This window comes from Hoeflea sp. CAU 1731 (assembly GCF_039888615.1).
Classification (GTDB): Bacteria; Pseudomonadota; Alphaproteobacteria; order Rhizobiales; family Rhizobiaceae; genus Flavimaribacter.
This window is the reverse complement of sequence record NZ_JBDQQS010000013.1, coordinates 41,153-62,672: the sequence shown is the minus strand read 5'-3', so window position 1 is coordinate 62,672 and position 21,520 is coordinate 41,153. Positions and strand designations below refer to the sequence as shown.

At 55.5% G+C, this 21,520-nt stretch carries 20 protein-coding genes; 10 read left to right on the top strand and 10 right to left on the bottom strand.

Translation table 11 applies throughout. The features are described from left to right. The first annotated feature begins 131 nt into the window (after nt 1-131). Genes leuS through holA form a run of 3 tightly spaced genes read left to right on the top strand, consistent with a single transcriptional unit; the run spans nt 132 to nt 4,343 of the window. Nucleotides 132-2,750 (top strand): leucine--tRNA ligase, encoded by a 2,619-nt coding sequence (gene leuS, locus AAFN47_RS19885; protein WP_499810998.1) that lies wholly within the window; start codon nt 132-134, stop codon nt 2,748-2,750. After that, nucleotides 2,737-3,297 carry an LPS assembly lipoprotein LptE gene (locus AAFN47_RS19880; protein ID WP_499810997.1) on the top strand — a complete coding sequence of 187 codons (561 nt, stop codon included), beginning with the start codon at nt 2,737-2,739 and terminating at the stop codon, nt 3,295-3,297. Before leuS ends, AAFN47_RS19880 begins: the two co-directional genes overlap by 14 nt. A 2-nt stretch (nt 3,298-3,299) precedes the next feature. After that, nucleotides 3,300-4,343 carry a DNA polymerase III subunit delta gene (gene holA, locus AAFN47_RS19875; RefSeq protein ID WP_499810996.1) on the top strand — a complete coding sequence of 348 codons (1,044 nt, stop codon included), beginning with the start codon at nt 3,300-3,302 and terminating at the stop codon, nt 4,341-4,343. 37 nt (nt 4,344-4,380) lie between these two features. Here the strand turns inward: holA and AAFN47_RS19870 are convergent, their stop codons facing one another. The 5 genes from AAFN47_RS19870 to mnmE all read right to left on the bottom strand — a co-directional run bounded on the left by AAFN47_RS19870 (nt 4,381) and on the right by mnmE (nt 10,230). After that, nucleotides 4,381-5,265: a ParB/RepB/Spo0J family partition protein gene (locus AAFN47_RS19870; protein ID WP_499810995.1), complete on the bottom strand. Its 885-nt coding sequence runs from the start codon at nt 5,263-5,265 to the stop codon at nt 4,381-4,383. Between the two features lie 77 nt (nt 5,266-5,342). Next, a complete protein-coding gene (locus AAFN47_RS19865) occupies nt 5,343-6,137 on the bottom strand; it encodes a ParA family protein (RefSeq protein WP_499811082.1) in 795 nt (264 codons plus the stop codon). Between the two features lie 59 nt (nt 6,138-6,196). Beyond that, nucleotides 6,197-6,826, bottom strand: a complete 630-nt coding sequence (rsmG, locus tag AAFN47_RS19860) for a 16S rRNA (guanine(527)-N(7))-methyltransferase RsmG (protein ID WP_499810994.1) — start codon at nt 6,824-6,826, stop codon at nt 6,197-6,199. A gap of 44 nt (nt 6,827-6,870) precedes the next feature. Beyond that, nucleotides 6,871-8,754: a tRNA uridine-5-carboxymethylaminomethyl(34) synthesis enzyme MnmG gene (gene mnmG / locus AAFN47_RS19855; protein WP_499810993.1), complete on the bottom strand. Its 1,884-nt coding sequence runs from the start codon at nt 8,752-8,754 to the stop codon at nt 6,871-6,873. Nucleotides 8,755-8,904: 150 nt separating this feature from the next. Further along, complete coding sequence (mnmE, locus tag AAFN47_RS19850; protein WP_499810992.1) at nt 8,905-10,230, bottom strand: tRNA uridine-5-carboxymethylaminomethyl(34) synthesis GTPase MnmE; 1,326 nt, start codon at nt 10,228-10,230, stop codon at nt 8,905-8,907. Nucleotides 10,231-10,259: 29 nt separating this feature from the next. Between mnmE and AAFN47_RS19845 the strand changes: the two genes are divergently transcribed. Next, complete coding sequence (locus tag AAFN47_RS19845; RefSeq protein ID WP_499810991.1) at nt 10,260-12,287, top strand: thioredoxin domain-containing protein; 2,028 nt, start codon at nt 10,260-10,262, stop codon at nt 12,285-12,287. Here AAFN47_RS19845 and rho read toward each other — a convergent pair. The 3 genes from rho to hemE all read right to left on the bottom strand — a co-directional run bounded on the left by rho (nt 12,273) and on the right by hemE (nt 15,317). Next, nucleotides 12,273-13,538 carry a transcription termination factor Rho gene (gene rho / locus AAFN47_RS19840; protein ID WP_499810990.1) on the bottom strand — a complete coding sequence of 422 codons (1,266 nt, stop codon included), beginning with the start codon at nt 13,536-13,538 and terminating at the stop codon, nt 12,273-12,275. The two genes, AAFN47_RS19845 and rho, sit on opposite strands and share 15 nt — an antisense overlap. 187 nt (nt 13,539-13,725) lie before the next feature. Then, complete coding sequence (gene hemJ, locus AAFN47_RS19835; protein ID WP_499810989.1) at nt 13,726-14,253, bottom strand: protoporphyrinogen oxidase HemJ; 528 nt, start codon at nt 14,251-14,253, stop codon at nt 13,726-13,728. 38 nt (nt 14,254-14,291) lie between these two features. Next, the gene (gene hemE, locus AAFN47_RS19830) at nt 14,292-15,317 is read right to left on the bottom strand and encodes a uroporphyrinogen decarboxylase (protein WP_499810988.1); all 1,026 of its coding nucleotides are present in this window, start codon (nt 15,315-15,317) and stop codon (nt 14,292-14,294) included. Between the two features lie 404 nt (nt 15,318-15,721). On the opposite strand from hemE, the gene AAFN47_RS19825 reads away from it, so the two are divergent. Genes AAFN47_RS19825 through dnaQ form a run of 5 tightly spaced genes read left to right on the top strand, consistent with a single transcriptional unit; the run spans nt 15,722 to nt 19,294 of the window. After that, nucleotides 15,722-16,543, top strand: a complete 822-nt coding sequence (locus AAFN47_RS19825) for a pyruvate, water dikinase regulatory protein (RefSeq protein WP_499810987.1) — start codon at nt 15,722-15,724, stop codon at nt 16,541-16,543. 17 nt (nt 16,544-16,560) lie between these two features. Continuing rightward, complete coding sequence (locus AAFN47_RS19820) at nt 16,561-17,160, top strand: Maf-like protein (protein ID WP_499810986.1); 600 nt, start codon at nt 16,561-16,563, stop codon at nt 17,158-17,160. Further along, complete coding sequence (locus AAFN47_RS19815) at nt 17,153-17,998, top strand: shikimate dehydrogenase (protein ID WP_499810985.1); 846 nt, start codon at nt 17,153-17,155, stop codon at nt 17,996-17,998. The genes AAFN47_RS19820 and AAFN47_RS19815 overlap by 8 nt, the downstream gene beginning before the upstream one ends. Then, on the top strand, nt 17,995-18,591 hold the full coding sequence (coaE, locus tag AAFN47_RS19810) for a dephospho-CoA kinase (protein ID WP_499810984.1): 597 nt from the start codon (nt 17,995-17,997) through the stop codon (nt 18,589-18,591). Before AAFN47_RS19815 ends, coaE begins: the two co-directional genes overlap by 4 nt. 4 nt (nt 18,592-18,595) lie before the next feature. After that, the gene (gene dnaQ, locus AAFN47_RS19805; RefSeq protein ID WP_499811081.1) at nt 18,596-19,294 is read left to right on the top strand and encodes a DNA polymerase III subunit epsilon; all 699 of its coding nucleotides are present in this window, start codon (nt 18,596-18,598) and stop codon (nt 19,292-19,294) included. Between the two features lie 12 nt (nt 19,295-19,306). Here dnaQ and secB read toward each other — a convergent pair whose 3' ends face one another. After that, nucleotides 19,307-19,837 carry a protein-export chaperone SecB gene (secB, locus tag AAFN47_RS19800; RefSeq protein ID WP_220228972.1) on the bottom strand — a complete coding sequence of 177 codons (531 nt, stop codon included), beginning with the start codon at nt 19,835-19,837 and terminating at the stop codon, nt 19,307-19,309. Nucleotides 19,838-19,976: 139 nt separating this feature from the next. Then, the gene (locus AAFN47_RS19795; protein WP_499810983.1) at nt 19,977-20,474 is read right to left on the bottom strand and encodes an FxsA family protein; all 498 of its coding nucleotides are present in this window, start codon (nt 20,472-20,474) and stop codon (nt 19,977-19,979) included. Nucleotides 20,475-20,738: 264 nt separating this feature from the next. Between AAFN47_RS19795 and AAFN47_RS19790 the strand changes: the two genes are divergently transcribed. Continuing rightward, nucleotides 20,739-21,440 (top strand): Tim44/TimA family putative adaptor protein, encoded by a 702-nt coding sequence (locus AAFN47_RS19790; protein ID WP_499810982.1) that lies wholly within the window; start codon nt 20,739-20,741, stop codon nt 21,438-21,440. Nucleotides 21,441-21,520 lie beyond the last annotated feature (80 nt).

Below are 21,520 nucleotides of genomic sequence, written 5' to 3'. Positions count from 1 at the left end.
TAGACGGTATCACGGGACAATGGAATATCGCCGATTTTACTGGACGTTGCTTCGACTTCACGGTTGACCCTTGCCGGGTTTCGTGGTGAAGGTCCACGAAAACTTGTGGAAGACTACGGATCCCACCTTTTATGGCCATTGAGCGTTACAATCCGCGCGACGCCGAACCGCGTTGGCAAAAAATTTGGCAGGAACAACGGCTGTTCGAAACGGCCAATGACGACCCGCGCCCGAAATACTATGTCCTCGAGATGTTTCCCTATCCTTCAGGACGCATTCACATGGGCCATGTGCGCAACTACGCCATGGGCGATGTTGTCGCGCGCTACAAGCGCGCCCGCGGCCATAACGTGCTGCATCCCATGGGCTGGGACGCCTTCGGCATGCCGGCGGAAAACGCCGCCATGCAAAACAAGGTTCATCCGAAGGAATGGACCTACGGCAATATCGACACAATGCGGGCCCAATTGAAATCGATGGGCCTGTCGCTCGACTGGTCGCGCGAATTCGCCACTTGCGACGTAGAATATTACCATCACCAGCAGCAATTGTTTCTGGATTTTCTCGATCATGGCCTGGTTTACAGAAAACAGTCCAAGGTCAACTGGGATCCGGTCGACCAGACGGTTCTCGCAAATGAACAGGTCATAGACGGCCGCGGCTGGCGCTCTGGCGCGCTCGTGGAACAGCGCGAATTGACCCAGTGGTTTTTCAGGATAACGGATTTCAGCGAAGACCTGCTCGAATCTTTGGAAGAACTCGATCAGTGGCCGGAAAAAGTACGGTTGATGCAGAAAAACTGGATCGGACGGTCCGATGGTCTGCATATAAGCTGGGAAATCGTCAGCGACACGGCGCCTGCAGGTGAAGACCTGCTTGAGGTCTACACAACGCGTCCGGACACCATATTCGGCGCGTCCTTCATGGCGATCGCCGCCGATCATCCTCTAGCGCTGAGCGCCGCGAACTCCAATCCGGAACTGGCCGCATTCTGTCAGGAGTGTCGCCGGGCCGGGACATCGCTGGCTGCGCTCGAATCCGCTGAAAAGGTCGGTTTCGACACGGGAATCCGTGTACGCCACCCCTTCGACGAGAACTGGTCGCTGCCCGTCTATGTCGCGAATTTCGTGCTGATGGACTACGGAACCGGCGCGATCTTCGGCTGCCCCTCCGGCGACCAGCGCGACCTGGACTTCGCCAACAAATACGGACTGCCTGTGATCGTCGTCGTCATGCCAAGGGACGAAGACCCGGCTGCCTTCCAGATCACTGAAAACGCCTATGTCGGCGACGGTGTCATGATCAATTCCAGGTTCCTGGACGGCTTAACGCCGCAGGAAGCCTTCGACGCTGTCGCTGAGAAGCTGGCGGCTAATACGGTAGCCGGCAAACAACAAGCGTTCCGGCAGGTCAACTACCGTCTTCGCGACTGGGGTATTTCACGCCAGCGCTACTGGGGCTGCCCTATTCCGGTCGTCCATTGCAACGCCTGTGGCGTGGTTCCACTGCGCAGAGAGGATCTGCCCGTATCGCTGCCAGACGACATCGATTTCGACAAGCCGGGCAACCCGCTCGACCGACATCCAACCTGGCGCAACGTTTCTTGTCCCAAATGCGGTTCACCGGCGAAGCGAGAAACCGACACGATGGATACGTTCGTCGACTCGTCCTGGTATTTCGCACGCTTCACCGCGCCTGACGTCAGTGAGCCGACCGATCCTGCGGCGGCGGACGCCTGGCTGCCCGTCGACCAGTATATCGGCGGCATCGAACACGCCATCTTGCATCTCCTTTATTCCCGCTTCTTTTCGCGGGCCATGAAGATCGCCGGCCATCTGGACGTCAAAGAGCCGTTCAAGGGTCTGTTCACCCAGGGTATGGTGGTGCACGAGACCTATCGCGGCGAAGACGGCTGGGTTACGCCCGCGGAGGTCAAGCTGGAGGAACAGGACGGCGTACGACGCGCCATCCATCTGGACTCCGGCGAAGAATTGACCATTGGCGCAATTGAAAAGATGTCGAAATCTACCCGGAATGTGGTCGATCCTGATGACATCATTGCTTCCTTCGGCGCGGACACCGCGCGGTTCTTCATGCTATCCGATTCTCCGCCGGACCGCGATGTCATCTGGACCGAAGCTGGCGTCGAGGGCGCCTATCGCTTCCTCCAGCGCAGTTGGAGGCTGATTGGCGACGCGGCCGATACCCTGCGAGAGGTCGCGCCTGCCGCGGCGACCGGTGGCGACGCTGCTTCCGTTTCGAGGGCCGCCCACCGCACACTCAAGGCTGTCGGCCAGGATATCGAGCGGCTCGCCTTCAACAAGGCGATCGCGCGTATTTATGAGCTGGTCAATGAAATCTCGGGTCCGCTCCGCTCTGTTGCGGAAGGTCAAGCGGACGCCGCTCTGTCTGGCGCCTTGCGCGAGGCGGTGGAAATCCTCATCGCAGTCATGGCGCCGATGACGCCGCATTTCGCCGAGGAATGCAACGCCTTGCTTGGCGGCAAGTCCCTTGTTGCCAAATTGGACTGGCCGGAATACGATCCGGCATTGGTCATTGACAGTACCGTAACCTTGCCGGTGCAGATCAACGGCAAGAAGAGGGCTGAATTGGCAATTGCCCGTGATGCGGATCAACAGACTGTAGAAAACGCCGTGCTGGAGCTTCCAGCCGTTCAGTCTGCCCTGTCAGGCAAAGCGCCGCGCAAGATCATTGTGGTACCGCAGAGGATCGTCAATGTCGTCATTTGAACTTCGCCGCTTCAGCAGGATCGCTCTCGCGGCTACAGCGCTGACCGGCTCCGCGTTCGCCCTGCAGGCCTGTCAGGTCCAACCGCTGTACTATCAAAATACCTCGACACTGGCGCCGGAAACGTCGACCCGCGCCCTACTCTCATCCATCGCTATCAAGCCGGTCGGAGACCGGGTTGCGCTGGAATTGCGCAATGAACTGATTTTCATGTTTTCAGGTGGGGCGGGCGAGCCTTCCAATCCGGCATATACGATGGATCTGAAGGTCAAGACGCAAGCCAGTCGGGCGCTGCGCGATGGCCTGTTGAACGGCATCGTTTCCCGTCGGATCCTTGCGACCGCCGTTTACACAATCACACTGACCTCCACCGGCGAGGAAATTTACAAGGGCACGCGTAAGGTCACGACATTCTATGACCAGAACACCCAGGAATTCGCCAATAATCGCGCAAAGCGCGACGCTGAAGATCGGGCGGCCCAGGAATTGGCCGAGATAATTCGCGCTGATACGGCGAGCGTCATGAACAGACGGCAAGCCAGGAGCTGATCTTGGCGCAGAAGAAGGCTCATGAGGTCGACTCCTTTCTGAAGGGTTCGGTTTCCGCTTTCACGAGTTTTCTTGTTTACGGTCCCGATCGCGGTCTTGTTTCAGAACGCGCTTCGCTGCTCGCCGGCAAATCCGGCGTCGATATTTCGGATCCGTTCAATCTCACCAAGCTCGACAGCACCGAAGTACAGTCGGACTCGCTAAAAATCCTCGATGAAATCAACTCCGTAGGTCTGTTCGGCGGAAAACGTTTGGTGTGGGTCAAGGCGGACGGGAACGACAAGACAATCGTCGAGGCGATCAACGCGATTGATTCCGATCCGCCCGACGACATGGTGTTTCTTGTCGAAGCCGGAGATCTCAAGAAATCCGCATCTCTGAGAAAAGCGGCCGAATCCGCTGCTACCTGCATGGCCTTGCCTTGCTATGGCGACGATGGACGCAGCATTCACGCGCTGATTGATGACGAACTCGGATCTGCCGGATTGCGCATTGACGCAGCCGCCAGACAGATCCTGATCGAACACCTCGGCGGCGACAGACTGGCTTCGCGCGGCGAATTGAAAAAACTGTCGCTCTATTGTCACGGTCGCGACGCCGTTGGAGAAAGTGATGTGATCGAGATTGTCGGCGACGCCTCGTCACTTTCAGTCGACACCGCGGTAGATTGCGTGCTTTCAGGGGATCTTCCCGGGCTCGATAACGCTCTGTCGCGTATCATAGCCTCAAAAACCCAGATTTTTCCTGTGCTTCAGGCCTGTCTGCGTCAGTTTCAGCTGATCGATCTTGTGCGTTCTGCAATGGAGAAGGGGCGTATGCCTGCATCCGGCGCATTACAGAAATATGCGCCGAGAATGCATTTTCGTCGCAAGCCGGCCTTTGAAAAAGCCCTCTTGTCCTGGTCCGCCAAGGCGACGGGCGCAGCACTCGACCATATCAATCGCGCGATACTCGAAATGAGAAGACAGCCGGCCCTGGAGGAAAGCATATCCCGCCAGGCCTTGCTGGCGCTGGCCATACGGTCTTCGCGCAGACAGCCGAGATAAATCTGGCTTTGTTTCGGGAATTCGGTGTTTCGTCCGCCTATTGCGGCCGATGCGCATTCTGAAGAACGCGGCAAAGATCATCGAGTTGATCGAGCGTCTTGTAGTCGACGCGCAGGAAACCGCCATTTTCCTTGTGACTGATTGATACGTTTAATCCCAGATGATCACCGAGCATTTTTTCCAGCGCTACGGTGTCGGGGTCCTTCGGCGGTTGTTTCGGTCGCGGGTCTACTGACGCCTCGCCGTCCTTTTGAGCCATGCGTTCGGCTTCACGAACCGAAAGTCCCTTGCGAACAATCTGCTCGGCCAGCCTTTCCGGACTGGAGGTTGACGCGATGGCCCGCGCATGGCCGGCTGACAGATCGCCTCTGCCCAGCATATCGCGAACTTTTTGCGGCAGTTTCAACAGGCGCAGTGTATTGGCGACGTGGCTTCGGCTTTTGCCGATAATATCCCCGAGGTCGTTCTGCGTGTATCCATGCTCAGATATCAACTGACGGTACCCTTCGGCCTCGTCGATCGGATTGAGATCGGAACGCTGGACATTCTCGACGATCGCGAGCTCTAGAGCCGTGCGATCGTCCACATCCCGGATGAGCACCGGGATCTGCACCAGACCGGCGCGTTGGGCGGCGCGCCAGCGCCTTTCGCCAGCAATGATTTCATATCGGCCCTCCGGCATGGTCCGAACAACGACTGGTTGGACGATACCGTGCTGACTAATGGAGCGGGAAAGTTCGTCCAATTCCGCTTCGTCGAATGTCCTGCGCGGGTTTCGCGGATTGCGTTGCACGAATTCTATCGGCACCGAGTCGTCCGCGCTGGCTTTCGGCGTATGGCCATTGCCTGCCGGTTGATCCATTTCGCCGATCAGAGCAGCGAGGCCTCGTCCCAAACGTCTTTTTGATGTGTCATCGGTCATGCGGTCGACTGCCATGATAGTCTGAATATATGGATTAAACTCTTGAGAATCAGCAAGTTACGCGGCAAGGGCCTGAATTATGCGGCTTGCCGTTCCCTTTCTCGCTGGATCACTTCCGACGCCAGCCTCAGATAGGCCTGACTTCCCGAACAGTTGAGATCGTAAAGTATAGCCGGCTTTCCATAGGAGGGCGCCTCCGAGACCCGTACATTGCGGGGGATCAGGGTTCGATAGACCTTGTCGCCCAGGTAAGATCGCACATCATCCACCACCTGATTGGCGAGATTATTGCGCGAATCATACATCGTCATGACAACGCCCTGGATATCCAGATCCGGGTTGAGAGAGTCCCGAACCTGTCGAACCGTATCCAACAATTGGGAAAGCCCTTCCAGCGCAAAGAATTCGCATTGCAGCGGCACAAGCACCGAATGGGCGGCCGCCATGGCGTTGATCGTGAGGAGATTGAGTGACGGAGGGCAGTCAATCAGAACATAGTTGAATTTTAGAGCAAAAGATTCAGCCAGAGATTCCTTGAGCCGGAAAGCCCGATTGCGTTCACCAGCAATCTCCATTTCGACGCCAAGAAGGTCCATGGTGGAAGGCACCATATAAAGATTCGGAACATCAGTTTCCATACAGGCCTTCTCGATCCGCGCAGATCCAACCAAAAGATCGTAAGAAGACACGTTTCGGTCCTGTTTTCCGATACCAAGGCCGGTGCTGGCATTGCCCTGCGGATCAAGATCGACAATGAGAACCTTCTTGCCAATTGCCGCCAGAGCCGTAGCCAGGTTTATAGCGGTAGTCGTCTTTCCGACGCCGCCTTTCTGATTTGCTACGGTGATGATTCTATTGCGTTCACCCAACATCGACATGATCCCGTGGTAATCTGTCATAGAACTCATTTGTGTTACCCTGATGACTGGTTCTACAGCTTGATCGGGCGAACGTTGCTCACCTGCAATATCACAGAATCCGCATCGATCTGACTTTGATGTTCTACCAGATCGAAGGTCCAGCTTCTACGGGCTTCGTCAATCTCGCGACGGTAATCCCGGCCTTTATGAAACCATCCGACGGTTTTTTTCGTCAACCAAGGCGCCGTATGGCGCAACAAATCGTTCAGATTAGCCAGAGCGCGGGCGGAAATTGCGTCATATTCAGAGATTTGTCCGGTAAAGGCCTCTATCCTTGAAGCATGCACTTTGCCGGGAGAATCTGTCCGGGCAAGCGCCTGACGCAGAAAGGCCGCCTTCTTATGATTGCTTTCAACCAGATCGACCGAGCCGCCGCCTGCTTCTCTCAAGAGAATTGCAGTAATAATCCCCGGAAATCCGCCGCCGCTGCCAAGATCGAGCCATTTCCTTGGACCTGGATTAAGAGCATAGAGCTGCATGCTATCCGCGACATGGCGACGCCAAATGTCGGGAAGCGTCGACGGCGCCGCCAGATTGATGGCGGTCGACCATTTTCGAAACAAGGCGACGAATTCTGTCAGACGGTCTATTGTTTCACGTGAAACAGGAAAAATCTTCTCTATGTCTGATTGATTACTCATACGGGTTACCAGACGGCAAACGTCGCATCGATCCATTAAACAATTCAACCCACCGCGCGGTCATCGATACTTTTTCCCTGTTCCAGTATTCGCAGGCGGGAAAGTAGAATGGTGATGGCGGCCGGCGTCATACCCTCGAGTCTCGCTGCATGGGCTATCGATTTTGGACGGGCTAACGCCAGCTTCTGTTTCAACTCACCGGACAGACCAGGGAGATCCGAATAGTCGAAATTATCCGGTATTCTGCGTTGCTCTTCTCGCCGGTGAGAGGAGATATCGCGACTTTGGCGTTCGAGATAGACCGAATAAATCGCTTCAATCTCCAATGTTTCCGCCAAGTCCGCATCGACGCCAGACAATTCCGGCCAGATCGCCGAAAGCCGCTCAATATCAATTTCAGCATAAGTCAGCAACTGATAGGCGCTTCGCCGTACGCCATCCTGATTGACGTTAAGCCCAGCCGATTTTGCCTCCACCGGTGTGACCGACAATGACTGAAGCCTGGCGCGAAGTTTACCCAAACCGTTGTTCCATTTCGTAAATTTATGTTCCCGCTGAGACTTGACCAAACCAATTTCTATTCCAAGCGGCGTAAGTCGGAGATCCGCATTATCCGACCGCAAAGACAGGCGATACTCCGCTCTGGACGTAAACATCCGGTAGGGTTCGGTGACGCCACGACTGGTCAGATCATCAATCATGACGCCAATATAAGAGTCTGTTCGACTGAAATGTTGCGGATCCGAATCAGAGCATAGCAGCGCTGCATTCAACCCGGCAACCAGACCTTGCGCGCCGGCTTCTTCATATCCGGTCGTGCCGTTAATCTGCCCCGCCAGGAAAAGACCATGGATGCGTTTGGCCTCTAGCGTCGTCTTGAGTTCCCGCGGGTCAATATGATCATACTCAATCGCATATCCGGGTTGCTTGATCACAACCTTTTCAAGGCCCGGAATCGACCGGATAAATTGATCCTGAACATCCTCAGGCAAAGACGTCGAAATTCCATTTGGATAAACAGTATTGTCATCCAGCCCCTCCGGTTCAAGGAAGATCTGGTGTGATTCACGGTCAGCGAAACGAACAACCTTGTCTTCAATCGAGGGACAATATCGCGGACCTTTGCTTTCTATCCGGCCCGAGTACATCGCCGACCGTCCGAGATTTTCGGAAATAATCCGGTGGGTCTGTGCTGTCGTGTGCGTCACCCCGCAATCAATTTGCGGGTTAACAATTGAATCCGTCATGAACGAGAATGGAGTTGGTGTTTCATCAGCAGATTGCCGTCCAACTGACGCCCAGTCGATTGTTGAGCTGTCAAGCCTCGCTGGCGTGCCGGTTTTAAGACGACCGAGGTGAAATCCTGCACTCTGTAGAGTACCCGCCAATCCGGTCGTCTGCTTTTCCCCCATGCGTCCCGCAGGGAATTGTTTCTCCCCAATATGAATAAGTCCGCGCAGAAATGTTCCCGTTGTCAAAACCACGGCGCCGCAGAAAAGAGTTCGGCCATCTGCAAGGACAACCGAACGCACGCGGTTACTCTTCATTGTAATGTCGAAAGCTTCGCCTTCAACAATGTCGAGATCGGCGTAGTCGGCGAGGATGGTTTGCATGGACTGGCGATACAGCTTTCTGTCTGCCTGGGTGCGAGGACCGCGAACCGCCGGTCCCTTGCTTCGATTGAGCAATCGAAACTGGATGCCAGCCGCATCAGCGACAACGCCCATCAATCCGTCAAGAGCGTCAATCTCGCGCACGAGATGCCCCTTGCCCAGACCACCAATGGCCGGATTGCAAGACATAATTCCTATCGTGTCGAGATTGAGGGTTACAAGCGCCGTTGATGCGCCTGATCGCGCAGCAGCGGCAGCGGCTTCGCAGCCGGCATGGCCTCCGCCGATTACCACAACATCATAGTTTATGTTCATTGGTCCTGATCGCCGCGCCTATGTGTTTCACGTGAAACCGTAATGGCGCCTTTCCGGGACAAGCCGATGTTTCACGTGAGTCACTCGTTTATGTCTGGAGCAGACCGTATATAAGAGTGAACCTGTCACAAGTCATTACCAGATAGACAATTATTTGCCGATGCAGAACTCCGAGAAAATAACATCCAGAAGATCTTCCGTATCGATCGCTCCGGTCAATCGTCCAATCATATCTCCGGCAATTCTTAACCACTCAGCACGCATTTCCATAGGCGTCTGCGGATCATCGAGCACTTCTGCCAAAGCTGAAAGACATCTTTGCAGATATTCCCTGTGGCGTTGGCGATTTGGCAACAGAGTCGACGTGGACGATGTCGATGAGGAGACACGTACGGTTAGCATCTCGATAAGCGCATCGAGACCGTGATCCGTTCGCACTGACACTTCGCAGTCGTAGCAAGACGCAGTATTATCTCTTCCCAAATCGGACTTGGACGCGACAAGGAGATGACGATCCGGATCAATGTTTACCAATTGTCTTTCGGCGCCGGGTTCCCGGAGTTCGAGAACGAGATCCGCGGAAGCAGCAGCGGCCTTTGCCCTGCGGATTCCCTCTTTCTCGACCGCCCCACCGCCTTCACGAATACCAGCGGTATCAAACAGAATGACACTATATCCATTGAGGTCCAGGCGGACCTCCAAAACATCCCTTGTTGTTCCAGCCTCATCCGATACGATGGCAACGTCTCTTTTCGTCAGCGCGTTTAGCAAACTTGACTTGCCAGCGTTCGGCTCGCCAATAATCGCCACGCGATATCCATTCCGTATGATCTCTCCGGCGCGTGCGTCGACGAGATGATGCTCGATTTCATCCCTCAACCCACTGACATCTGTCCAAATCGACTCTGCGACAGAACCGGGAACGTCCTGTTCATCGGCGAAATCGAAGTCGGCCTCGATCATCGCGCGGATACGTATCAGCTCATTGCGCCAGCGGCGATAAATCTCCTGAAGCGAACCCCTTGACTGGTCAAGCGCCATTTTCCTTTGAGCTTCTGTCTCGGCGGAAATAAGATCTGCTAGCCCTTCAACCGCTGTCAGATCCATCTTCCCGTTATCGAATGCGCGGCGGGAGAATTCGCCAGGCTCAGCGCTCCGCAATCCCGGCAAGGAGGACAAGGCAGCAAGCGTTGCGCTAATCACAGCCACACCGCCATGGATCTGAAATTCCGCACAATCTTCGCCGGTAAAGGAATGCGGCTTTGGAAAGTAGATAATGAGACCACGATCAATCAGGTGACCGTCGCGATCACAAATATTTGCAAGGACTGCCCGGCGTGCATCAGGCACGACTCCAGTCATCGTTTCGACAGCGAATCGGACGCCCGGTCCAGATATGCGCACAACGGCCACCCCGGATGGCGGCGGACCACTCGACAAGGCAAAAATCGTATCTCTATAGTCTGGAGCCGTCATCGACCTTCAAACCTGTATTCGGAGCCGTGATGTTAAAGAACGTCCTAGACCAATCCGCAAGTCCCTATCTGCGTCAGCACAGCCACAACCCGGTTCACTGGCAGATGTGGGGCGCACAAGCCCTGAAAGAAGCAAGGATTTCCGGAAAGCCTATACTGTTGTCGATTGGATACGCAGCCTGCCATTGGTGCCACGTGATGGCGCATGAGAGTTTCGAGGACGACGAAACAGCCGCCGTGATGAATGAACTCTTTATCAATATCAAGGTGGATCGGGAGGAACGCAGTGATATCGATCAGATCTACATGGCGGCGCTGCAGGCGACGGGAGAGCAAGGCGGCTGGCCTTTGACAATGTTTCTCAATAGCAAAGGCGAACCGTTTTGGGGCGGCACGTACTTTCCAAAAACAGCAAGTTTCGGACGCCCGGGATTTGTAACAGTGCTCAGAACCATTTCAGACCTGTATCGCAATGATCCCGACAAGATCAAACGCAACGCCGCAGCGATCGGTAAACACCTCAGGCAACAATTTTCAGCGAGCACTTCGCCTGAATCTCCAGGAAAAGACGTATTGTCCAATCAGGGGAAGGGGATATTGTCCATTTACGACGCCCGCAACGGTGGTATCGGCCAGGCTCCGAAATTCCCAAACGCCTCAATGCTGGAGACATTATGGCGCTATTGGAGAACCAATGGCTCCACTACTTCTCGCGACGCGGCGCTCCATTGGATTAAAGCCATGATCAATGGAGGCATTTACGACCAGGTAGGTGGAGGACTCGCTCGATACGCCGTAGACAATGCATGGCACGTGCCGCATTTTGAAAAGATGCTCTATGATAATGCACAGCTTATCCGCAGTTTGAACTGGGCTTATGCACAAACCGGAGACTATCTGTTTCGCAGCCGAATCGAGGAGACTGTCGATTGGCTTGAACGCGAGATGCTTCTTCCGGGCGGGGGTTTTTCTTCCAGCCTAGACGCTGATAGTGAGGGAGAGGAAGGCCGATACTATGTCTGGAGCAAAGAGGAAGTTGATACCGTTCTTGGACCAGACACAGACCTGTTTTGCCAGTACTACGACATTACAACCGTCGGCAACTGGGAGGGTAAGAATATTCCCAATCTAAAGTCGGACGCAGAGGCTCTGACGCCAGAGGAAATGCGACGGCTTTCCTCTGCGCGTAAAAAACTGTTCCACGCCCGTGAAAAAAGAGTTCGTCCGGAACGCGACGACAAGGTCCTTGCGGATTGGAACGGACTGCTTGTTCGCGCGCTGGCTGAAGCAGCACAAACTCTGTCAGACTTCAACTATCTGCGTCTGGCTGAAAACGGGTATGATTTCGTATCCGAATCAATGTGCGACGAAGACGGACGCCTCGCCCATGCCTGGCGAGAAGGCGCAGTGACCTGGCCAGCTTTGGCGTCGGATTACGGCGCCATGATCAACGCTGCGATAAGCCTCTACCTATGCACTAACAACGACCGCTATATCGAAGACGCTCGACGATGGGCCTGCATTCTCGAAGAGTGGTACAGCGACGGCGAGGGTGGGTATCTCTATTCCGCAAAAGATTGCGACGATATACTGTTGAGAGCGCGTCATGAGCACGACGACGCCATGCCGTCCGCCAGCGCACAGATCATCGAAGGTCTGGCGCGTTTGGCCTGCCTAACAAACGACCCCGAACTGACGCTCCGGACCATGAACAGCGCGGCGGCCAGTTGGGGTCGCGTAAGGACAACGCCGCTCGCCGCCAGTGGAATCGTCAACGCCATAGCAACGGCGCTGGAACCGAGAAAACTAATCGTCTTGAATCCGACCAAGCAAGTAAGCGATTTGCTTATCGGCCAGCCAGATCCTTCCCGGATGGATATCACCCTAATGGATGAAGAGAACGCACAGGAATTCCTGCCCGCCGATGCAGTTTATGAATCCGGCGAAGGATCGAGCAGGGCATATTTGTGCAAAGGTTCTATTTGCCTGCCTCCAGCCGAGACAGCGGAGGAACTGGCGGCGTTGATATCGCCGCCAGATTCGTCAGGTGTTCATTGAGTCGAAGAAATCGCCGTTGTTCTTCGTCTGCTTGAGTTTGTCTATCAGAAACTCGATAGCGTCCGTGGTTCCCATTGGCGCCAGAATGCGACGCAGAACAAATATCTTCTGCAGATCCTGCTTCGGAACCAACAGGTCTTCCTTGCGTGTGCCAGATTTGAGGATGTCCATGGACGGGAAGATGCGCTTGTCCGCAACCTTGCGGTCGAGCACGATTTCAGAGTTGCCCGTTCCCTTGAACTCCTCGAAGATAACTTCGTCCATGCGGCTGCCCGTATCGATGAGCGCCGTAGCAATAATCGTCAAGGAACCGCCTTCCTCGATATTGCGGGCGGCGCCGAAGAAACGCTTCGGACGCTGCAAGGCGTTAGCGTCGACACCGCCGGTCAAAACCTTGCCCGATGATGGAACAACGGTGTTGTAGGCGCGACCGAGACGGGTGATCGAGTCCAGCAGGATCACGACGTCGCGGCCATGTTCCACCAGACGCTTGGCCTTCTCTATGACCATCTCCGCGACCTGTACGTGTCGCGCGGCCGGTTCGTCGAAGGTCGAGGACACCACCTCTCCGTTCACCGACCGCTGCATGTCCGTCACTTCCTCCGGGCGCTCGTCGATAAGAAGAACGATCAGGTAGCATTCAGGATGATTTGCGGTAATTGAATGGGCGATGTTCTGTAGCAGCACCGTCTTACCGGTCCTTGGCGGCGCCACGATAAGCCCGCGCTGTCCTTTTCCGAGCGGCGCAATGAGATCAATCACCCGCGCCGAAAGATCCTTTCTCGTTGGATCGTCGTGTTCCATCTTGAAGCGTTCATCGGGATAAAGCGGCGTCAGATTGTCAAAGTGTGTCTTGTGACGGATTTTCTCCGGGTCTTCGAAATTGATCGTGTTGACCTTGAGAAGCGCAAAATAGCGCTCGCCTTCCTTCGGACCTCGGATCGGACCTTCAACCGTGTCGCCGGTCTTCAGAGAAAAACGGCGAATCTGGGACGGAGAAATATAGATATCGTCGGGGCCTGGCAGATAGTTGGCGTTGGCGGATCTCAGAAAACCGAAGCCGTCCTGGAGGATCTCGACGACGCCTTCACCAATGATTTCGATATCCTGCGCTGCGAGCTTTTTCAGGATGGCGAACATCAGCTCCTGCTTGCGCATCGTGCTTGAATTCTCGACTTCCAGCGTGTCGGCGAATTCGAGGAGTTCGGTCGGGTTCTTGTTTTTGAGCTCTTGAAGCTTCATTTCTTGCATGGGGTTCCACGATCATGTCGTTGGGTGGCATGTGAAAACGGATGTTTCGGATTGCTTTCCGCGACAGCAGTCCATGCTGGCCGGCATGCCAAGTGGGGGGAATTTTGGTCCAGGCGATTCACGTGAAACACGCATTTCAGCCTTTTCTCCATCGCCTCTCGCATATTTTAGGGTAAACGGCAAGCCCTCAAAAGGGTTTCACGATCACCATGATGACGATGAAGATCATCAACAATGTGGGAACTTCGTTCATCATGCGCCAGTAGCGCGCCGTCTTTTCTCGTCGATCCGATGCAAAGGCTTTCAGCGCAGCGCCAAAATATTCGTGGGCGCCGGTAAGCGCAAAGACCGCAGCTATTTTCAACCACAGCCACCAACCGACAAATCCGAAACCTCGCCAGGCGAGCCAAAGTCCAAGCGCCCAGGAAACTACCATGGCCGGACGCATAATGATCCGGAACAGCCGGTCCTCCATAACCTTGAAGGTTTCCGATTTGTCCGACCCGGGTTTGCTTTCAGAGTGATAGACGAACAGGCGCGGCAAATAAACGAGCCCGGCCATCCAGGAGATCACGGCGATGACGTGAACCGCCTTGATCCACAGGAAGAGCTCTGGCGGGTTCCAGATCATCAACCCGGCGACGACCACTATGAGGCAAGCGACCGCTAACCGCGCTCGTATGGAGGCCTTCTCGCCGTCTTTTACTTCGCTCATGGATTTGCGCCTATATCGCTTACGTTCCGAAATCGAAATCACGCATTGCGAATGCGCTTCACCAGCTGCGAAACGTGCGCCGGATCGGCGTCTGGCGTTATTCCGTGACCAAGATTGAAAATCAGTGGGCCCTGTCCAAGTTCTGAAAGGATCCTGTCCACGCCTTCCTCAAGCGCTCTTCCGCCGGCGACCACACGCACCGGATCCAGATTGCCCTGGACCGCTCCCTCAGCCTGCAGCTTCTTTGCAAAGGACAGGGGCACTGTCCAGTCAAGACCGACGGCGTCCGATCCAACGCGCTCACGATAATTGTCAAGCAACAGACCTGCGCCCTTTGCGAAAGCGATAATTTTCGCCTGTGCGTGCCTTTCACGAACGCGGCGAATGATCTTTGCGACTGGCGCTGCGCAATACCGCTCGAATTCGACCTCTCCCAGAACGCCCGCCCAGGAATCGAAAATCTGCACGGCGTCGGCGCCCGCTTCAATCTGCGCGCAAAGATAGTCAGCCGACAGGTCGGCGAGAAGATCTATCAGCGAATCGAAGGCTTCTGGGTGCTGATAGGCGAAGCGCCGCGCCGGCGCCTGATCCGGCGTGCCGTGCCCGGCGATCATATAGGTCGCAACCGTCCAGGGAGCGCCACAAAAACCCAGCAGCGTCGTTTCATCCGGCAAATCAGAACGCAAACGGCTGACTGTTTCCATGACCGGCGCCAGATGGTCGAGGAATCCGGAGCCATCGAGCCTGGCGACGCCTTCAGCGTCTATCGGCGTCATCAAGGGTCCCCGACCCTCTTCAAAGCGCACATTGCGATCCAGTGCGTCGGGAATCACGAGTATGTCGGAAAACAGGATCGCTGCATCAAACCCGTAACGACGTATGGGTTGCATCGCCACTTCAACAGCCAGATCCGGTGTGTAACACAGATGCAGGAAGCCTTTAGCGTGCTTTCGCACCTCCCTGTACTCCGGAAGATATCTGCCAGCCTGGCGCATCAGCCATACAGGAGGCGGAAACACTTTCTCGCCCTTCAGAACCCTGAGCACTTTTCGGGTTTCTCCCACGCTTGGGTCCTTTCCTCAATAAAAAATAGATTCTCTAAAAGCTCTTCTAATTCTATGACTCGGTGGGTTTCAAGGATTAGTGGAATACCGCAACTTGTTCACAGATCCCGGGTAATTCACAGACAGAAAAAATCGAGGACAGCCAGACCGCGGGAATTATGGTTAAAGAAATCTTAAGCTCATGTTTTCAATGGGTTGTGATGGCTGGTTTTCCAAGAATGAAAAAGCAAGCTGTGGATTAGTCAATAACAACCAGGTTTTTTCCCGCTTTCCCGAAATACATGCCGGATTGACCCCGACACAACGCCGATGTGGAAAAACACACCGGTTTTCCCTTGCATTGAGACGGACCCCGGTACTAGGTCGAGTTAACGCACAGCTATCAACAGCACCCGGTGAATCATGTGGATCAACAAAAAAACTATTTCCATCTTCACCTGATCTCCGATTCGACTGGCGAAACATTGCTGACGGTTGGTCGTGCAGCCGCCGCGCAATTCAAGAACACGCGCGCCCTGGAACATGTTCATCCAATGGTCAGGACGCGTCGACAGCTCGACGCCATCCTGGATACAATCGACGGCGCCCCCGGTATTGTCCTCTACACAGTGGTCGATCCGGAAATCTCTAACGTCATAGACGAGCGCAGCAGGGATATGGGCGTACCATGTATTTCCGTGCTGGATCCCGTCATTACGTTGTTCGAATCCTACCTCGGACCGCCGTCCAAACATCGGGTTGGCGCGCAGCATTCGCTGAATGCGAGCTATTTTCGCCGCATGGAAGCGCTCAACTTCACCATGGAGCATGATGACGGCCAGTTGCCCGCCGATATCGAAGAGGCGGACATTGTACTTGTCGGCATCAGCAGAACGTCAAAAACACCCACCAGCATTTATCTCGCTAATCGCGGCTACAAGACAATCAACGTGCCGATTGTTCGCAACAGCGCATTGCCGGCGTCTCTGGAAAAAGCAAAGCACCCCCTAATCGTCGGTCTTGTCGCCTCTTCTGACAGGATTGCGGAAGTCCGCAAGAATCGCGTTCTCGGATCGACCAGCGGTTATAGCGGCGACGATTATGTCGACAGGGTAGTCATCGCTGAGGAACTCAAACACGCCAGAACCATCTGCGCCCGCAACAACTGGCCCGTGATCGACGTTAGCAGACGGTCAATCGAGGAAACCGCCGCCGCAATCATCGCATTGAAGGTTGGGGTGCGATAAACCGAAAAGGAGGAACCATGTCCGATACCCTTATTCTGGCTTCTGCAAGTCCGCACCGCAGGAAATTGCTGGACGACGCAGGACTGGAGTTCGACGTCGCGCCAGCTGATATCGACGAACGGGCGGCGGAACAACCGCTGAAAGAAAGCGGAGCCACGCCCGCCGATATTGCGCAAGTGCTTGCGGAAGCAAAGGCGCTGGAAGTCAGCGCCCGCAATCCCGGAGCGATCGTGATCGGCGCGGATCAGACACTTTCGCTGGAGGATGAGGTTTTCTACAAGCCCGAAGACATGGACGCTGTTGCCCGCCAGATCCTGAAGCTCGCCGGCAAGACGCATGCGCTGAACAGCGCAGTGGTGCTGGCGAGGGACGGCGCTATCCTTTGGCGATATGTCGGAACCGCTCATTTGACCATGCGCCCGCTCGATCCGGCTTATGTTGGACGATATCTGTCCATGGTTGGCGACAAGGCGTTGTCGAGTGTTGGCGGCTACCAGATTGAAGGGCCGGGCGTACGATTGTTCCGGAAGATCGAGGGCGACTTCTTCACAATTGTCGGTCTGCCGATGCTGCCGCTGCTCGACGAACTCCTCAAGCTGGGCGTTATTGATGGCTAAGCCGCTGGCGTTCGTGACCGGTTTTCCGGTCGCCCACTCCCGTTCTCCGTTCATTCACAGATATTGGCTCGAGCGCTACCGGATCGACGGAGGCTATGATGCAATCGAAGTAGATCCGGCGGCGTTTGCGCAGTTTCTGCAGGATGTCGCAGCCAGTCGCACCGGTCTCATCGGCGGCAATGTGACCATACCGCACAAGGAAGCAGCTTTTCGCCTGGCCGATGTTGCAGACGAACTGGCCACGGAACTCGGCGCAAGCAACACTTTGTGGATGGAAGACGGCAGGCTCTGCGCCACGAATACGGACGGCTATGGTTTTGCCGCCAATCTCGACCAGGCTGCGCCGGGCTGGAAGGCGGGAAAGACTGCGGTAATCCTCGGCGCCGGCGGCGCCAGTCGCGCGGTGATCCAGACAGTCCGCGATAGCGGGTTCACCACAATTCACGTCGTCAACCGCACTTTCGAACGCGCGCGTGAGCTTGCGGACCGGTTTGGCGACGCCGTCTTCTCCCATCCGCTGCCCGCTTTGAAGGAGGTGGTCGAAAAGGCGGATCTGTTCGTAAACACGACGTCGCTCGGAATGTCAGGCGAAAACCCGTTGCCTCCGCTCTATCTCGACCGACTGGCGCCCGATGCAGTTGTCACCGATATTGTCTACGTTCCCTTGCAAACGCCTGTGCTGGAGCAGGCTGCAGCGCTCGGTTTGCGGACCGTGGATGGTCTTGGCATGCTTCTGCATCAGGCGGCGCCAGGCTTCGAAAAATGGTTCGGCAAGCAACCCGAAGTGACGGAGGATTTGAGGGCGTTAATCGTGAGTGATCTGGAGCGAAAAGAATGATCGTGCTGGGATTGACCGGGTCCATCGGGATGGGAAAGACGACGATTGGCGACATGTTCGTCGATCGCGGCGTACCGCATATCAGCGCGGACGAAATCGTGCACAAAATCTATGCGGGCAGAGCAGCGCCGCTGATTGAAACCGCGTTTCCGGGTTCAGTGATCGATGGCGTTGTCGACCGTGATGTCCTGTCGCGCTTTGTGCTCGGTAATGAAGCCGCGATGAAACGGCTTGAGGCTATCGTCCATCCTCTGGTGCATGAAGAGCGCGAAAAATTTGTTGAAAGCGCCAGACGGGACGGCGCTCGACTTGTTATTCTGGATATTCCGTTGCTTTTTGAAACGGGCGGCGATGCAAGCGTGGATCGCGTTCTCGTTGTTACTTGCGATGAGGCCATCCAGAGAGAACGGGTTCTGGCGCGCCCCGGAATGACGGTAGAGAAATTCGAGTCAATCAAATCCCGGCAAACTCCGGATGCGGAAAAACGGCGTCGCGCGGACTATGTCATTGATACGTCCGGAACCTTTGCGGATTCGGAACAACAAGTCGACCAGGTTCTGGCGCAAATACTGGCGGAAGGCACGAATGGCTGAGGAACTGCGCGAAATCATCTTCGACACTGAAACGACTGGCATCGATAGCGAACATGATCGCGTCATCGAAATTGGCGGGGTCGAACTGCTCAACAAGTTTCCGACGGGCCGCACTTTCCACGTCTATATCAACGCTGGCGGCCGCAAGGTGCATCCTGAAGCGCTTGCGGTCCACGGAATCACCGACGAATTTCTCGCTGACAAGCCGACTTTCGACCAGATTGTCGAGGAGATGGAAAATCTGTTCGACGGCGCAAAGCTGGTCGCCCACAACGCATCTTTCGATATCGGCTTTTTCAACGCGGAGTTTGCACGAATCGGACGGCCGCCCGTTGATCCGGGACGGGTTGTGGATACGCTCGCGCTGGCGCGCCGACGCCATCCCATGGGTCCGAATTCGCTCGATGCATTGTGCAGACGTTACGGCATAGACAATTCGCGCCGCACCAAGCACGGGGCACTGCTCGACGCGGAATTGCTGGCTGAAGTCTATATCGAGATGAATGGCGGCCGCCAAGCGGCGCTCGGATTAGTCGACGTTCGTTCTGTGACCGAAGATCAGAGCGCTGTCACGCTGTCAGGCGAAGTCGGCTCCCGTCCCGAGGCCCTGCCGCGACGATTGACAGAATCGGAGCAGGCCGCCCACGACAAACTCGTAGAGGGCCTTGGCGACAAGGCCCTCTGGACAATTCATTACAACTGAATTCGAAGCAGGCTAGTTGGCGGCCGCCGGAGGCTGGACCTGGCCTTTGGCCTGTTCTTCAGCCATGCGTTTTGCGAACATCTGGGCGAAGTCGATCGGGTCGATCATGAGCGGCGGGAAGCCGCCATTGCGGGTCGCGTCGCCGATGATCTGCCGGGCGAACGGAAACAGCAGCCGCGGGCATTCGATGAAGAGCAGCGGCAGCATGTGTTCCTGCGGGAAACCGTCGATCCGGAATACGCCGCCATAGGTCAACTCAACATTGAACATGACCGAATCTTCAGTCTTGGCCTCGGCCGACAGCGTCAGAACGACGTCATAGTCCTTTTCCGCAACCGGATTGGCGTTCACGTTCACATTGATGGAAATGTTCGGATTCTGTTTCTTCTGGATCAGCGACTGGGGCGCGTTCGGATTCTCGAAGGAGAGGTCCTTGATGTATTGCGCCAGCACATTGAGCGTCGGCGCTTTTCCGTTGCCGGGCGCAGCGCCAGCGGGATTCTGCGGATTTCCAGTTCCTGTCTGACTGGGAGTGTCGGCCATTCATCTGTCCTTGGGTTAGATCGATCGGAGCCGGACCGGTTCCTTTTGCGGCCACTGGCTAACATTTCATTCCGGCGCTTACAACAAAAAAGGCCGCGCTTGTCGAGGCGTCCGGAAACAGGCGGCGCTATCCGCGTGATCAGCGACCGGACCAGGGCGAGTCCGGATCCGGTTCGCGTTCATATTCGCTTTCGTCGAGATCGATCGATCCCTTGCGGTTCATTCCTGAGCGTGGATCATTCCGATAGTCGCCGCCAGGCTTCATGCCGCCGGGAGTTATAAAGGTGACGCGGCTACGGAACATTTGCCAGCCGGCGTCCCGGATCGCGGGAACGAATAGAAGAAAACCAACCGCATCGGTGATGAAACCGGGAGTGAGCAACAATATGCCAGCGACCAGGATCATCACGCCGTGGATGAGTTCGCGGCCAGGCACGCGCCCGGCTTCTGTTTCCGCGCGAATGCGGGCGATCAGACCCAATCCCTGAACGCGCAACAATATGGAGCCGAGCACCGCGGTGAAGAACACCATTGCAAGCGTCCACAAAACGCCTATCTCGCGTCCTATAAGGACAAAGGCTGCGATTTCCGCAAGCGGGACAGCGAGCAGCAGAATGGGAATGATGGAAAAAGGCATGAATCTCCGTATGCTGGTCTTGTTTCGACGCGAGGTTACAGATCGCGGTCCGGAAATGAAAGCCGGCCGTATCCGACAGGCAATATAGTTATGCTGCTCCTTTTTCGGTAGGGAACGCGTGACTGTCGCCTGGCGTTAACCCTGACGGCGATCGAAGCACTGCAAGTTGATGCGATCCCGATTTGAATGATGCATGCCGAGGGATTATATGTTTTATGAAAGTCGGCGCTGAGCAAATTGTCTGAATGACTGGTACCAAGTACGATGGATTTTGACTTTGTAACAATATTTTTTCTCGTAGCGGCAGTGATCATCTTCCTGCAGCTTCGCAATGTGCTTGGCCGCCGCACCGGCAGCGAAAGGCCGCCTTTCGATCCTTACAGCGCGCGCAACGCGGAAAAGCCCGTCGCCGATTCGGATAACGGCAAGGTTATCACCCTGCCGCGCCGCGAAGGCGAGACGCGCGTGGAAGAGAAATTTGTGAGCGTCGACGCCTATGCCAAACCTGGCACTGAACTGAACGAAGGCTTGAGGTCAATCACGACAGCCGACCCGACTTTCGATCCGAAAGAGTTCATCCACGGCGCGAAAACCGCATACGAGATGATCATCACGGCCTTTGCCGAGGGCGATCGGAAAGCCTTGCGGTCGCTTTTGTCGAAGGAGGTCTATGACGGCTTTGTCGAGGCGATAAAGGATCGCGAATCGCGATCCGAAACCGTCAAATCGACTTTTGTCGGCATCGGAAAGGCGGATATTGTCAGCGCCGAGATGAAAGGCCGCGAGGCCAGCGTGACGATGCGGATCTCTTCCCAACTCATTTCCGCCACCTACGACAAGCAGGGTGAGGTTATCGACGGCGACCCTGAAAATGTGGGTGAGGTCAACGATGTGTGGACGTTCGCGCGCGACACCGGTTCGCGCGATCCGAACTGGAAGCTGATCGCGACGGAGTCGGAAGACTGAAATCCGAAATCCGTACGCTGCGGCGAATGGATCCGATAATGGAGCGCCAACGGCATGACGCAATTTCCGGCTGCTCGGGA

Coding starts and splice junctions, on each gene's coding strand:
- AAFN47_RS19880 (WP_499810997.1), top strand. CDS start 2,737: ATGTCGTCATTTGAACTTCGCCGCTTCAGCAGGATCGCTCTCGCGGCT.
- rsmG (WP_499810994.1), bottom strand. CDS start 6,826: ATGAGTAATCAATCAGACATAGAGAAGATTTTTCCTGTTTCACGTGAA.
- secB (WP_220228972.1), bottom strand. CDS start 19,837: ATGGCCGACACTCCCAGTCAGACAGGAACTGGAAATCCGCAGAATCCC.
- leuS (WP_499810998.1), top strand. CDS start 132: ATGGCCATTGAGCGTTACAATCCGCGCGACGCCGAACCGCGTTGGCAA.
- AAFN47_RS19790 (WP_499810982.1), top strand. CDS start 20,739: ATGGATTTTGACTTTGTAACAATATTTTTTCTCGTAGCGGCAGTGATC.
- AAFN47_RS19795 (WP_499810983.1), bottom strand. CDS start 20,474: ATGCCTTTTTCCATCATTCCCATTCTGCTGCTCGCTGTCCCGCTTGCG.
- AAFN47_RS19815 (WP_499810985.1), top strand. CDS start 17,153: ATGGCTAAGCCGCTGGCGTTCGTGACCGGTTTTCCGGTCGCCCACTCC.
- coaE (WP_499810984.1), top strand. CDS start 17,995: ATGATCGTGCTGGGATTGACCGGGTCCATCGGGATGGGAAAGACGACG.
- AAFN47_RS19820 (WP_499810986.1), top strand. CDS start 16,561: ATGTCCGATACCCTTATTCTGGCTTCTGCAAGTCCGCACCGCAGGAAA.
- AAFN47_RS19845 (WP_499810991.1), top strand. CDS start 10,260: ATGTTAAAGAACGTCCTAGACCAATCCGCAAGTCCCTATCTGCGTCAG.
- AAFN47_RS19870 (WP_499810995.1), bottom strand. CDS start 5,265: ATGACCGATGACACATCAAAAAGACGTTTGGGACGAGGCCTCGCTGCT.
- mnmG (WP_499810993.1), bottom strand. CDS start 8,754: ATGAACATAAACTATGATGTTGTGGTAATCGGCGGAGGCCATGCCGGC.
- rho (WP_499810990.1), bottom strand. CDS start 13,538: ATGCAAGAAATGAAGCTTCAAGAGCTCAAAAACAAGAACCCGACCGAA.
- AAFN47_RS19865 (WP_499811082.1), bottom strand. CDS start 6,137: ATGTTGGGTGAACGCAATAGAATCATCACCGTAGCAAATCAGAAAGGC.
- mnmE (WP_499810992.1), bottom strand. CDS start 10,230: ATGACGGCTCCAGACTATAGAGATACGATTTTTGCCTTGTCGAGTGGT.
- hemJ (WP_499810989.1), bottom strand. CDS start 14,253: ATGAGCGAAGTAAAAGACGGCGAGAAGGCCTCCATACGAGCGCGGTTA.